Consider the following 13,359-nt stretch of genomic DNA (forward strand, 5'->3'; position numbering starts at 1 on the left):
GAGGGAACCAAATCATGCGGCTATCCCGCATCATCATGGCGCTCACGGTCGGCCTGGCCGTGGTGGCCGTGCCGACGGCAGCGGGGGCGGCAGCGCCGCAGCCGCAGCCCACCGCGACGACCGACCCGCCGCAACCGCCGCCGTACCCGCCGACCGCCGCGTCGCTGACCGTCAACCGGCCGACGATCTACCTCGGCGAGACGGTGGTGCTGACCGGCACCAACTTCGGCCCGAACGAGACCGTCGACATCAACGTGACGGTCACTCCGCAGGCCGCACCGGCCGGCGGCGTGGCTCCGGCTCGCCGCAGCGACGGCAGCACCGTGGCCATGGCTCCGGTCGCCTACCAGGCGAGCGCTCCCCTGCACTTCACGGCGTACACCAACGGTCAGGGTCGCTTCACCAAGAGCTACAAGCCGTCGGTGACGGGTCTGCTGACCTTCACCGCCACGGGCCGGGAGTCCGGCCGTACCGCCAGCACCGAGCTGCGCGTGCTGCACAAGAAGCAGCCGCTTCCCGTCACGGGTGACAGCATCGGCACGCCCATGAAGCTCGGCGGCGGCCTGGTCGGCGCCGGAGCGGTGATGTTGCTGCTGACCCTGGCCTGGCGTCGCCGCCAGCGCTTCGGTGGTGCGGCGCACTAGTTCACACCACCGGGCTGCGCCCGGACAGCACCGAAGCTGGCGCCCGTCGGAACACTCCGACGGGCGCCAGCCTGTCCGTTTCGTCGGTTTCATCCGGTCAGCTCTTCCATGATCCACTCGCGTTCCTTGATATCGGCATGTCCTGCCGTCCGGGATGCCCCGGTTTCCGTGAACCCGAGTGGATCACGCGCGTGAGGGCAGGTTGCGCACTGCCGTGTCACGCTGGCGTGGGTGATTTGTCCGATGGTAGGTGGTGTGGGGGTGTGACCGGGTGCACCGGTGGGCTGGAATCATGGCCGGGCCGGGGTCGTTACACATCCTGACGATCGCAGTACCACCGGCCGGCCGCCCGATCTCTGCGGGCTGGTCGCGCAGGTGGGAATGGCAGTCTCCTCCCGGTCGTTACCACCCCCACGACCGCTGGCATCGCCGCGATGAGGGTGCCCGATGGGCGGGCCAACCCCGGAATGACCCTGGCCCCCCGGTCGTTACACACAGTCCCGGCGCCACGAGCCCCCCGCTCGGTAGGTCGCCGACTCCGACGCCCGACCAGGGCGTCACCCCCCAAACTTTTTCCCCTTTGACGTGCAGCGCCGGACGAGGTGCTCACACCCTCACCGCCGTCCCCCCGGGTGGTGTGGGTGTTCTACCCCCGAAGGAGCTACCCCCATGAACACGATCATTCGTAAGAGCATGCTGTCTGTTGCTGGTCTCGCGTTCGCCGGTGGTGTGTTCGCCGGTCCGATCGCCGCCCACGCCGCCACCCCGGCCGTGGACGCCAAGCCCGTCGCCGTGTCCGTCCAGTCGGCGCCGAAGCCGCAGGGCGACCAGTCCCGGATCACCCTCAACGACGAGCAGACCGCCAACGTGAAGGCGATCATCGCCGCCACGAAGAAGGCCGGTCTGCCGGAGCGGGCCGCGGTCATCTCGATCGCGACGAGCCTGCAGGAGTCCAAGCTGGAGAACCTCGGCCACCTCGGCGACGCCAACGACCACGACTCGCTGGGCCTGTTCCAGCAGCGCCCGACCAGCGGTTGGGGCACCCCCGAGCAGATCACCAACCCCGAGTACTCCACCACCGCGTTCCTCAAGGGCCTCAAGCAGGTCGACGGATGGCAGGACATGGCGCTGACCGACGCCGCGCAGACGGTACAGGTCTCGGCCTACCCGGACGCCTACGCCCAGTGGGAGCAGCAGGCCACCGACCTCGTCGGCCAGCACTGGAACAGCTGACCCGCACGGCAAGACCACAGCACCACAGCACCACAGCACCCCAGCACCCCAGCACCACAGCACCAGGACACCGACCGCTGGCCGGCACCCGCAACCCGGGGTGCCGGCCAGCGGCGTACACCGGTCAGTTCTTGTGGTTGTGGGTTCGCCGGATATCGATCAGCGCAGCGATCAACGCGAGGGCGATGATGCCGGTGGCGAGCATGAGGGACTGTTCGAAGGCGTTGGTCCAGTCCCCGCGGCTGTCGGCCAACGTGGAGAAGAACAGCGAGCCGACGGCGGCGATGCCGGCGGCGGCGCCGATCCGCTGGCCGGTCTGGAGCATGCCGGCGCCGCTGCCCGACTGCTCGACGGGCACCTCGGAGAGGGTGATCGTCTGGTTGGGGGCGATCACCAGCCCGCTGCCGATGCCGGCGACGAGCAGTGGGCCGGCGGTGACCCAGGGCGCCGGGGCGTCCGGGAAGAGGCGCAGTGCGATCACCGTGGCGGCCAGTCCGACCACCACGGTGAGCAGTCCGATGGCGACCAGTGGTCGGCCGAAGCGGTTGACGATGCGGCCACCGAGCACGGCGGCGGCCGCGGAGCCCAGGGCGAACGGGGTGATGGCCAGGCCGGCGACGAGGGCGCTGTAGCCGAGCCCCATCTGTAGGAACAGGGTGAAGATGAAGAAGATCGCGGTGAAGCCACCGAAGTAGACGAGCGCCAGGACCGAGCCCAGCGTGTACGACTGGAAGCTGAACAGTCGGAGGTCGAAGAGGGGTTGATGGTGGCGGGCGTAGCGTCGTTCCCAGAGCCCGAAGGCGACCAGCACCGCCAGGCCGACCGGGATGAGGGCCCACTTCCACGGGGTCCGCCACTGCTGCTCCTGCACCAGTGGCAGGAGGACCAGGACGACGCCGACGCCGAGCAGCAGGACGCCGAAGGGGTCGAGTCGATGCCAGCCGGGTTGGCCGGTGGGGCGGCCGGGCAGCAACCGCCAGCCGAGGATCACCGCGAGGACACCGACGGGCACGTTGACGAAGAAGACCCAGCGCCAGCCGTGGTCCTCGCCGCCGACGGCGATGAGCAGCCCACCGAGCAGCGGCCCGACGGCGGTGGAGATGCCGATGGTGGCGCCGAGGATCCCGAACGGGCGGGCGCGTTCGGGCCCGCGGAACAGTTGCTGGATCAGCCCGATGACCTGCGGGTTGACGATGCCGGCGGCGGCGCCCTGCAACAGTCGGGCGATGACCAGCCAGGTCGGGGAGGTGGCGAGGCCGGCGAGCGCGCTGGTGATGGTGAACAGCGCGATGCCGAAGACGAAGGCGTTACGCCGGCCACGGGCGTCGCCGAAGCGGCCGGCGGGCACCAGTGCCAGGCCGAAGGTGAGCGCGTACCCGGAGAGAATCCACTGCAGGTCGCTCGACGACGCGTGCAGCGCCCGGTCGATGGAGGGCACGGCCACGTTGACGATGCTCACGTCGAGCAGCGTCATGAAGGCGGCGACGAGTCCGACGCCGACGGCCTGCCAGCGCCGTCGGTTCTCGGCCGCTGTCACCGGCTGCGGCGTCTGCGCCGCGTTCATCGTGCCCCCCGTCGACCCTCGGTCACGCATGGTTGACCGCTACCCGGGTCTCCGGGGGGCGAACCGTGCCAGTTGGTTCGGCTGGTCACGCCATCTGGCGGGCGCAGAACCGGGGACCGAAGTCGAGGCCGGCCATCGGCGAGTCCTCGCGGTGCAGTAGGCCCTTCTCGGTGAGCAGGTGCAGAGGGCTGCCCACCTGCTCCTGGGTGAGCCCGGATTCCTCGGCGATCAGGTCCGGGTAGGGCACCTGCCCGCGTGCCTCGAGGGTGGTGACCGCCTGGTACACCCGTTGCTCGGCCTCCGACAGTTGCACCTGCTGCATGGTTCCTCCTCTGCTCGTCCGCCACTGCGGTGGCGGTTGCCGTGCGCCGGTTACCCCCTCGGTGCCCGAAGATGCACACCCGATCGGGCGGTCGCGCCGGTGGGCGGGTCCGGCGGGCGGGCCGGGGAGGTGCCCTAGGCTGCTTTCGTGATCGTTTGGGATCTCGTCGTCGTTGGCGCTGGCCCCGCGGGGCTGTCCGCGGCGCACGCCGCTGCCCGTGCTGGCGTCTCCACCCTTGTCGTCGAGCGAGCCGTACACCCGCGGTACAAGACCTGCGGCGGTGGCCTGATCGGCACCTCGCTGGCGGCCGTTCAGGATCGGATCGAGGTGCCCGCGCACGACCGGGTGGACCGGGTGACGTTCACCCGCGACGGCCGTCGGGAGTTCACCCGCCGCAACGGCAGCCCGGTGGTGACGATGGTGCGCCGCGAGGAGTTCGACGACCGGCTGCGCGCGGCGGCGGTCGCCGCCGGCGCGCAGCTGCGGGAGCGGGCCGCGGTCCGCGCGATCGAGCAGGACCCCGAGGGGGTACGCCTTCGGCTGGCCGACGGTACGACGATCGCGGCTCGTGCCGTCATCGGGGCGGACGGCTCGTCAGGGGTGACCGGGAGGCACGTCGGGGTTCGGTACCGGCAGGTGGATCTGGGTCTGGAGTTGGAGATTCCGGTGCCGCCGATCGAGCAGGAGCGGTGGCGGGGCCGGCTGCTGTTGGACTGGGGCGACATGCCGGGCTCGTACGCCTGGGTTTTTCCCAAGGGCGACCGGTTGACAGTCGGCGTGATCGCCGCACGGGGGGCGGGGGAGGGGACCCGTGAGTACCTGCGGCGGTTCGTCGACCGGTTGGGTCTGGCCGGGTTGCCGGCGGAGCACGACTCCGGTCACCTGACTCGTTGTCGGGCGGAGGATTCACCGTTGCGCAACGGCCGGGTGCTGGTCGTGGGGGATGCGGCGGGGTTGCTGGAGCCGTGGAGCCGGGAGGGCATCAGCTTCGCGTTGCGCTCGGGCGAGTTGGCCGGAGCCGCGGTCGCTGATGGCGACCTGGCCCGGTACGAGCAGTCGGTGGCCGAGCGTCTGCTGCCGGAGATGCGGGCGGGCTTCCGGCTGCTCGACGTTTTCACCCGTCGCCCGGACGTGTTCCACGCCCTGTTGGCGACCCCGCCGGGCTGGCGCATGTTCGTGCAGTTCTGCCAGGGGCGGGCGAGCTTCGACGAGATGCTGAGCCGCCGGTCGATCCGGGCGGCGCTCGCGGTGCTCGACCGGTTGTCCCATCCGTCGCGCCAGGCCATCACCGCTCACCCAGGATCCTAGGATGCCTTAGAGGGTGTGCGTCCGGCTACTGGTGGGGACCACCGGGGCCGCCGGACAATCACAGCGGAGCAGGGGGAGACGCTGATGAACGAGCAACAGTTCACCGACGACGAGTACGCGTTTCTGCGCCACGCGCGGTTCGGGGAGTTGCCGCCCGCTGTCCGTCCCGACGAGCGGGTGGCCCTGACCGAGACCGATCCCGGGCGCGACCGGCCGGAGGAGTCCGAGGACCCGATCCGCTGGAACGTGCAGGGCTGAGAACGCGCGACGGGCCGCGGGTGTCGCCACCCACGGCCCGTTCGTGATGCGCTGCGGTCAGAAGACGGGCACGCCCTCGCGTACCAGACGCCAGTTGGGCTGAAAGAAGTCGGCCGGGTCGATCGTTCCCCTGGCCTGCGCCCAGTCGATGAGCAGCTGACGGATCTCCTGCTGCGCGTTGTAGACCTGGGTCTTCACGATGCCGGGGAAGTTGCCACCGCCGCTGCGCCGGTAGTTGTTCACCGCCACCACGAACTGCGCGTTGTCCGCGACCGGGGTGTCGCTGCCGGCCAGCACCAGGCGGGTGATCCGCTGCCCGACCGGCTTGGAGATGTCGATGTCGTAGTCCAGGCCGGAGAAGACGTCGTAGTTGTAGTCCGGCACCGCCGGGTCGCTGATCTGCTCCGGGTCGACCGGGGCGCCCGGCGCGACCGTCCGGAAGTACTTCGCCGAGTACTCCAGGTAGGCGCGCACCTCGGCGCCGCTGAGCACGACCGCCTCCAGGGTGTTGTCGTACACGTACAGGCCGGCCACGTCGCGGATCTTCACGTCGCCGGCGGGGAAGACGGCGGTCCGGCTGAACGGCGCCGCGATCGACAGCACCGGCAGGTCCGCGTACGCCGTGCCGGCCAGCGCCGCGCCGACCACCTCGGTCTGCACATGGTTGATGAAGTCCAGGATCGGCGTGTCCTTGTACCGCGACTCCGCCGCCGACAACTCCACGGTGGACTGCGCGACGACCTGGTTGACGTACGCCACGGTCTTCTGGTGCTGGGCCCGCACGGCGGCGAGCACCTTCGGGTCCTCGACCACCGTGTTGGTGTTCAGCATGGTGGCGGCCTTCTTGGTGATCGCCCACCGGCCACGCTCGCGGGTGAGGGTGAAGTCCATCCGGGTGAGCCGCTGGCCCCACTTCGACGGCTCGGAGAGCAGCACCTGCGTGCCGGTGCGCTCGTTGGTCACGAACCGCTCGACCACCTCGTTGTGCGCGTGGCCGAAGAGGATCGCGTCGATCCCCGGCACCTGCTGGGCGATCAGCGCCACCGGGTTCTCGTTCGGCAGCTCGGGGCCGTAGCTGGAGGTGCCGCTGTCACCGCCGTGCGCGGAGATCAGCACGAGGTCCGCGCCGCGGGCCCGCATGATCGGCACCCACTTCGCGGCGGTCGCGATCATGTCGTCGAAGCGCAGCTTGCCCTCGACGTTGCCCTTGTCCCAGATGGCCACACCGGGGTTGGTCAACCCGAGGATGCCGACCCGCAGGGTCGGCGCGGCGAAACCGAGAGAGACCTTCTTGATGACGTACGGCAGGAAGGCCGGCTTGCCGGTCTTCGCGTTGACGGCGTTCGCGGCGAGCGCCGGGAAGCCGAGCTGACGGATCCACAGGTCCAGCAACGGCAGACCGTAGTTGAACTCGTGGTTGCCCAGGGTCACCGCGTCGTAGTCGATGACGTTCATGGCCCGTGCCATCGGGTGCTTCTCCCCGGTGGCGGTGATCGGCTCCTGCTTGGCGTAGTACGTCGCGAGGGGCGTGCCCTGGATCGTGTCGCCGGCGTCGAGCACCAGCGTCGCCTTGCCGCGCCGCTCCCGACGAATCTGGTTGATCAACGTCGCCAGCTTCGCCACGCCGATGTCGTTCTGCTTGCTGTCGTCGTACTCGGCGTCGCGGTAGTAGTCCCAGTTGTAGACGTTGCCGTGCGTGTCCGACGTGCCCAGGAGGGTGAGATCCCAGGTGCGCGGCCGGGCCGCGCCGGCCGCCTGCGCGGGCGCGGCGGCGATCAGCGGGGTGGTCGCCGCGGCCGCCGCGGCGACGAGCACCTGGCGGCGCGACGGGCCGGAGGGAGAGGTCATGACGTGCCTTTCCATGGGGGTGGACGCGCCTCGTGAGCGCCTTGCGCACCCTAACCAGCAGCGGGCACCGCCGCACGACAGCCCCGGTCGTTGCAGCGGTTTCCGCAGGCCGACGCAGGGTAGGGCGGTCGGGGACGGCATTCGCGGGAGACCCCCGCTTCCCGCGCGCAGCGAGGAGAGTTTTCAGTGAGCGAGGACCAGCACACCCAGCAGGACCCGACCAGCCAGTACGGAGGGCAGTCCGGTCAGCCCGCGCAGCAACAGTCGGCGCCCGGCTCGACCGCGGAGATGAACCCGCGGCCGGACCACGGGGAAGAGTCGTACCGGGGCAGCGGCAAGCTCGACGGCAAGCGGGCGCTCATCACCGGTGGTGACTCGGGGATCGGCCGGGCGGTCGCGATCGCCTTCGCCCGGGAGGGCGCGGACGTGCTCATCTCGTACCTCAGTGAGGAGGAGGACGCCGACGCCCGGGAGACCGTCCGGCTGGTCGAGGCCGCCGGCCGGCGGGGCGTCGCGGTACGCGGCGACGTCACCGACGAGGCGCACTGCCAGGAACTGGTCGACCGGGCGGTGCGCGACCTGGGTGGTCTCGACATCCTGGTGAACAACGCGGCGTACCAGATGTCGCAGGACAAGGGGATCCTCGGGATCAGCACCGAGCAGTTCGACCGGGTGTTCAAGACCAACCTGTACGCGATGTTCTGGCTCTGCAAGGCAGCCATTCCGCACCTGGCCGAGGGGTCGGCGATCATCAACACGTCGTCGATCCAGGCGTTCGACCCGTCGCCGCAGTTGCTGGACTACGCCACCACCAAGGCGGGGATCGCCAATTTCACCAAGGCGCTCGCTGCCGACCTGGCCGAGCAGGGCATCCGCGTCAACGCGGTCGCACCGGGCCCGGTGTGGACGCCGTTGATCCCGGCCACCATGCCGGAGGAGAAGGTGAAGCAGTTCGGCACCGACACCCCGGAGGGGCGTCCCGGGCAGCCGGCGGAGCTGGCACCCGCGTACGTCTTCTTCGCCTCGCAGGAGTCCAGCTACGTGACCGGCGAGATCCTTGGGGTCACGGGCGGTCGACCGACCAAGTGAACCGCCGTCGGGTGGGCGTCCGCTCGGGATGCCCACCCGATGCTTGTGGCTCGCCGGTCAGCGTGGCCAGGCGGCGAAGCGCTGCCGGATCGCGGCGACGTCGACGGCGCCCAGGCCGTACCGGCCGAAACGCTGGTCGGAGAGCCGGTCCAGATAGCGGCCGGCGGCGCGCACGTCGTCCGGGTCCAGCGCGGGGTCGACCTGCCGTGCCAGCACCAACAGTTCGGTCACGTCGTAGTGGTCGAGGGCTGCGGCCACGTCGATGAAGTCGCGAACCTCCCGCCGGTTGACCAACGCCGCGATCTTGTTCGCCACCAGGTCACGAACGTCCATCACCGGGCCGAGGTCCATCACCACCGGACTCTGCTGGCGGTCCAACCGGGCGAGGCTGAGCCGAATCTGCCGTCCGTCGCGGCTCACCACGAAGTCCTTCATGTCCTGCTCGTACCCGTCGAACAGTTCGGCCAGCTCGCTGTCCGGGTCGGCGTCACTGACGATGAACCCGGCCCGCTCCAGGGCCACCCGCACCCCGGCGGACGCCGCCGCCGCGGCACCCTCCACGTCCGCGAAGAGGTCCACGTCCTCCGTCGGTCGGGCGACCAGCCCGTGCGCCGCCCACGCCACCCCACCACCCAGAACGAACCGGTACGGCCCGGCGGCGGCCAGCGCCACCCGGGCCACCTCCCGGTAGAACTCGTGCAGATGAGGTTCGATCACGCCGCGCGCAGGCCGCGGTGCCGGCTCTCCCACGCCTGGCGTACGCCCCGAGGCAGGTTGAGCAGTCGCCACACCCGACGCAGCGTCCGCCCGTTGATCAGGGCGCGCAGATCCTCGGCTCGAGTGGTCTCGCGAAGCACGTTCTCGTACATCCAGAGCAGCTGGTCCGGGTCGCCGAGGTCAAAGGTGCGCTCGGCGTTCCACATCAGCCGTACCGGCAGTTCCACCACACCTCGGGTGGGGCCGGCAAGCTCGGCGAGGGTCCGTGCCACCACAGCGGGGCGACCCGGGCGGGCCAGAAAGGCCACGCCGGTCGCGGTGGGGGAGACGGCCTGCATGGTGTCAGGGTAACGCCCGCCAGAGCCGGTGTCGCTCAGGTCGTTCTTTGGCCTTCGCCCATGTCAGGTGCATTGGCTGCCCGGGGGGGTGGTGCGTCGTGCCTCCGCAAGCGCGGATCTGCGCGGCTGACCGGGGTGGGGACTGCCGGATAACCGACTGCTCGCCCGGTTTCGAAGGGCTAGGGTGGCCGCTTCCCGGTGGTCATCTGAAGGGACTCTCGTTGAGCGGTTCGTCAATGTCGTTCGACACCGCCCGCCGCATTCTCGGCAAGCAGGACCCGGGGTGGGGTCAAAGGCTCGCCACCCTGCTGGGGTTGGCGGCCCTCGGCAGCGGGGGTGCCGGCATCGCGGTGCCGGCGATAAGTGCCGCGTGGGGATGGATCGACCAGAAGAACGAGCTGGTCCAGCAGATCTCGACGGCTGTCGACCGCTTCCGGGAGCGGACCCTCGGTGCCAAGGGTCGGGATCGGCATCAGCTGATCGCGGCCGCGCATACCTCGGTGGCCGCGGGCGCGTTCTTCGCTGCCCTGAAAGAGGTGCTGGGCAAGCACTACGCAAGCCTTCGGCTCACCGAGGTCGAGAAACAGCGGATGGTAGGTGGGGAAGGCGCCGTCACGCACGAGACGATTGTTTCGTACCTGCTGCGTGCGGAACTGCCGCTGCCCTGGGCGGGCTGTGGGTTCGAGGCTAACCTGCGGGCCTCGATAACGCCGTTCTACCGGGCCCTGACGGAGCACTGTCTGGGCTTCTTCCGGGGCCTCGCCGCCTGGGAGAAGATGGAGGCCGTCGCGGGCTGGCAGTTCGGACAATCGCTGCAGGCGAACATCGCCGAGACCGCGGCCGCGCTCTACCGCGATGACTACAGGCGGCTGGCGGCTGACGTGCCGGAGTTCGGCATGTGGGCGTTGCTGGACGAGATCGAGTCGGTGGCGTCGGCGCAAGAGGCCGCACACCAGACGTCGTTGGAGTTCCAGCAACGGTCGCTCGCGTTCATGGAGAAGCTCCTCAACGACCTGCCGCGCTTTCTCGATGGTCAGCACGAGCGCGCCCGGGCGATCATGGCGCAGCGTAACCGCCATCGATTGTCGGAGCCGATCGCTCAGATCACCGAGATGGATCAGATGTCGGGCCTGCTGATGCCCACGACCGAGTCGGGTTACGTGAACCCGCACTTCCAGTGGGCTGTCACCGACGGCCAGTCTCGCCCCTGGGAGGAGGAGTGGTGGACGCTGCAGCGAAACGGGTACCGCCTGGATCACATTCTCGCCGCGTATTTCGCCTCGCCCCGCAGCACAGAGCGCCCGCTGGTGATTCTCGGCCATCCGGGCGCCGGCAAGTCCCTGCTCACCAAGATCACGGCCTCGCGGTTGCCGGCTGAGCATTTCACGGCTGTCCGTGTGCCGCTTCGCGAGGTGAAGAATCCGGCGGGCAAGATCTACCAGCAGATTCAGGATTTCCTGGATGACGACACTCACCTCGGCGTGCGGTGGCGTGAGCTGTCCGACGCCAGTCAGGACGTCACGAGAGTGGTGCTCCTTGACGGTCTGGACGAACTGATGCAGGCCACCGGCGCGACCGAGTCCAGCTTCCTGCACGAGGTCCAGGCGTTTCAGGAGAAGGAAGCCTCGATCGGTTCGCCCGTTTCTGTCGTGGTGACCTCCCGTACCGTCGTTGCCAACATCGCGAACATCCCGGTCGGCTCGTTGGTGCTCAAGTTGAACGATTTCGACCGGGAGCAGGTCGGCGCGTGGGTCGACATGTGGAACGAGGCCAATCGCGAGCCGATCGCCAACGAGACGGTCAAGCCGCTGGCCGCGGACAGCGTGTGGTCGATGGGCGAGCTGGCTCGCCAGCCGCTGCTCCTCCTCATGCTGGCGATCTTCGGGGCGACGGACGCCCCGCCGGTGGACAGCGCCGGTCAGGTCACGCAGGGGCAGCTTTACCAGTGGCTGCTCAACGGTTACGTGAGTCGTGAGGTCACGAAGGCGCCCCGGCCGGCGGGCCGACCGCTGGGTGGGGACGAGGCCGCCGCCCAGGCGGACCGCGAGTTGTGGCAACTCGGGATCGCGGCGTTCGCCATGTTCAACCGGGGGCAGCAATCGGTGAGTGGCCAGGACCTGGATCTCGATCTCGCGCCGATGCTGCACTCGTCGGCCGCGTCCACCGGGTACCGGAAGCGCTTGCCCCACCCGCTGGATCCGGCGATCCGCACCATCGCCAGGTTCTTCTTCATTCATGCCGCGGATGTCAAAAGCAGTCTCGTCACCGGCAGCAGTTACGAATTTCTGCACGCGACGTTCGGTGAGTACCTGATCGCTTACCACGTATTGCACCAGTTGGACGGCCTCGCGAATGCGCGACGATACCTGCCGGTCGGCCAAGAATGGACCGACGACCAGTTCTTCGCGCTGCTGTCGCACCAGCAACTGTCGGTCGGAGGCGCGATCATGCCCTTCGTTCGGGAACTGTTCGAGACCAGGTCGCCTGAGCTGCAGGCCATGATCGTCGCCGAGCTGAAATCGCTCATCCGCTCCAGCCAGGAGCGCGAGACGTTCGGACGAGTTCGCGACTACAACCCGTCCGGGCGTAACCTGCTCGGCCGCATCGCCGCGTACCTCGGTAATCTGCTCACACTTCTGGTCGAACTCACACACGCGCCGATTGCCCTGGGTGAGCTCGTGCCCGACGATCGTGAGCCGCTGTCCTGGTGGCAGTCCACCATCAGGTTCCTGCATGCCGGTCTCGACGACAATGGCTGGGCGATGCTTCTCTCTGCCATCGACTTCTCCACCGATGGCGAGCCCCTGGTGTCCAAACGGAGCGTACCGATCGACCGGTTATTGCGGCACGCACACGAAGCCCGCCTCGCGGGCGATTCATCTCGCGAGCTTCAGTTCCTTCTCGGCGCGACAGCCCTGCACGGTCGTCGAGTAGGGCAGTGGTTCGACGAGCGCGGCGACGTGTGCATGAAGGTGGTGTCGTCCCTGGTGCACCGTGACGAACGCCCGGGCGACCACGACACCATCATGGCGGCCACGACCAAGTCCTCGGCGGGGGAGATCGTCAACCTCCTCATCGAGTATCTCGTCCACCACGCTGGTCGCCTCCAATACGTTGACGTACACAGGCTGGCCCAGATGGTGCTGTGGTCGGAGGGCACCGAGGCGGCGGTGCGGCTCGCTCCGGTGCTGGCGCAGCACCCGAATCTGTTCGTCGAGTTCCCCCGGTTGTTCACGATCTACGAACGTGACCTTGTCGACGACCGCGATGTGGCAGAGGTATTCGCCGCGATGCGCGTCGGCTTGGTGGTCTGGCAGGGCGGCAAGGCTCAGGCGTTCAAGGACGTGATTGGCCAACTTGTCATAGGCCGGCGGGGTTGGCTGCGCGACGTTTCTATCCAGCAGATCGAGGGCCTTTCGAAGTTGGCCCCCGAGGTCTCGCGTCCTGCCATCCCGCCGCTGGTCGCGATTCTGGCGGACGACTACCAGCGCCGCGGTGCTGTCGATGTTCGTACGTCGCCGCTGTCTGACGGGCGGCACCGCAACGATCACCCCATCCCGCCGGGCGCTGGGTAGGACGAACGACTAACGCTCGCCGGATCAGCCCCGAGTGACCTATGTCTGGGACGCACGCGCATGTTCCGGGGGCTCCGGGACGTCCCGATCGGTGTGCGCTAAGTGATCATGCCCGATATGTGCGGTTTCCGACCGCACCAGTAGGGTGTTGTGGGGGGTTTGTCCGAATAAGGATCTCGGTGGGCGTGACAGGTCGCACCGGTGGGCCGGAATCATGGCGGGGCCGGGCCCGTTACATACCCTGACGATCGCAGAGCCACGGGCTCGTTGCCCCGTCCAGCGGGTGGGAATGCGGGCCCCGGTCCGGTCGTTACCACCCCCACGACCGCTGGCATCGCCGCGATGAGGGTGCCCATGGATGGGCCAACCCCGGAATGACCCTGGCCCCCCGGTCGTTACACACAGTCCCGGCGCCACGAGCCCCCCGCTCGGTAGGTCGCCGACTCCGACGCCCGACCAGGGC

The 13,359-nt window shown here is 69.0% G+C and carries 11 protein-coding genes; 6 read left to right on the top strand and 5 right to left on the bottom strand.

From position 1 onward, the window contains the following. Positions 1-14: 14 nt before the first annotated feature. On the top strand, positions 15-644 hold the full coding sequence (locus ACGF3C_RS32745; protein ID WP_357235256.1) for a hypothetical protein: 630 nt from the start codon (positions 15-17) through the stop codon (positions 642-644). Between the two features lie 669 nt (positions 645-1,313). Beyond that, a complete protein-coding gene (locus ACGF3C_RS32750; protein ID WP_393227605.1) occupies positions 1,314-1,877 on the top strand; it encodes a hypothetical protein in 564 nt (187 codons plus the stop codon). A 124-nt stretch (positions 1,878-2,001) separates the two neighbouring features. Here the strand turns inward: ACGF3C_RS32750 and ACGF3C_RS32755 are convergent, their stop codons facing one another. Then, a complete protein-coding gene (locus tag ACGF3C_RS32755) occupies positions 2,002-3,441 on the bottom strand; it encodes an MFS transporter (RefSeq protein WP_393227606.1) in 1,440 nt (479 codons plus the stop codon). 85 nt (positions 3,442-3,526) lie between these two features. Next, a complete protein-coding gene (locus tag ACGF3C_RS32760; RefSeq protein ID WP_112587077.1) occupies positions 3,527-3,763 on the bottom strand; it encodes a hypothetical protein in 237 nt (78 codons plus the stop codon). A 147-nt stretch (positions 3,764-3,910) separates the two neighbouring features. Between ACGF3C_RS32760 and ACGF3C_RS32765 the strand changes: the two genes are divergently transcribed. After that, a complete protein-coding gene (locus ACGF3C_RS32765; protein WP_393227608.1) occupies positions 3,911-5,071 on the top strand; it encodes a geranylgeranyl reductase family protein in 1,161 nt (386 codons plus the stop codon). Positions 5,072-5,155: 84 nt separating this feature from the next. Then, complete coding sequence (locus tag ACGF3C_RS32770) at positions 5,156-5,329, top strand: hypothetical protein (protein WP_357235370.1); 174 nt, start codon at positions 5,156-5,158, stop codon at positions 5,327-5,329. A 57-nt stretch (positions 5,330-5,386) separates the two neighbouring features. Here the strand turns inward: ACGF3C_RS32770 and ACGF3C_RS32775 are convergent, their stop codons facing one another. Next, the gene (locus ACGF3C_RS32775; protein WP_393227610.1) at positions 5,387-7,177 is read right to left on the bottom strand and encodes a bifunctional metallophosphatase/5'-nucleotidase; all 1,791 of its coding nucleotides are present in this window, start codon (positions 7,175-7,177) and stop codon (positions 5,387-5,389) included. 186 nt (positions 7,178-7,363) lie between these two features. On the opposite strand from ACGF3C_RS32775, the gene ACGF3C_RS32780 reads away from it, so the two are divergent. Then, positions 7,364-8,266, top strand: coding sequence for an SDR family oxidoreductase (locus ACGF3C_RS32780; RefSeq protein ID WP_393227612.1), 903 nt, complete (start codon positions 7,364-7,366; stop codon positions 8,264-8,266). Positions 8,267-8,323: 57 nt separating this feature from the next. Here ACGF3C_RS32780 and ACGF3C_RS32785 read toward each other — a convergent pair whose 3' ends face one another. Continuing rightward, positions 8,324-8,983 carry a nucleotidyl transferase AbiEii/AbiGii toxin family protein gene (locus ACGF3C_RS32785; protein WP_393227614.1) on the bottom strand — a complete coding sequence of 220 codons (660 nt, stop codon included), beginning with the start codon at positions 8,981-8,983 and terminating at the stop codon, positions 8,324-8,326. Then, positions 8,980-9,321, bottom strand: coding sequence for a hypothetical protein (locus ACGF3C_RS32790; RefSeq protein WP_124770765.1), 342 nt, complete (start codon positions 9,319-9,321; stop codon positions 8,980-8,982). The genes ACGF3C_RS32785 and ACGF3C_RS32790 overlap by 4 nt, the downstream gene beginning before the upstream one ends. Positions 9,322-9,557: 236 nt before the next feature. Here ACGF3C_RS32790 and ACGF3C_RS32795 point away from each other — a divergent pair, with 236 nt between their 5' ends. Further along, entirely contained in the window at positions 9,558-12,896 is a 3,339-nt protein-coding gene (locus ACGF3C_RS32795; protein ID WP_393227616.1) for an NACHT domain-containing protein, read from the top strand. The last annotated feature ends 463 nt before the right edge of the window (positions 12,897-13,359 follow it).

Origin of the sequence: Micromonospora sp. NPDC047762, assembly GCF_043204655.1 — a bacterium.
Classification (GTDB): Bacteria; Actinomycetota; Actinomycetes; order Mycobacteriales; family Micromonosporaceae; genus Micromonospora.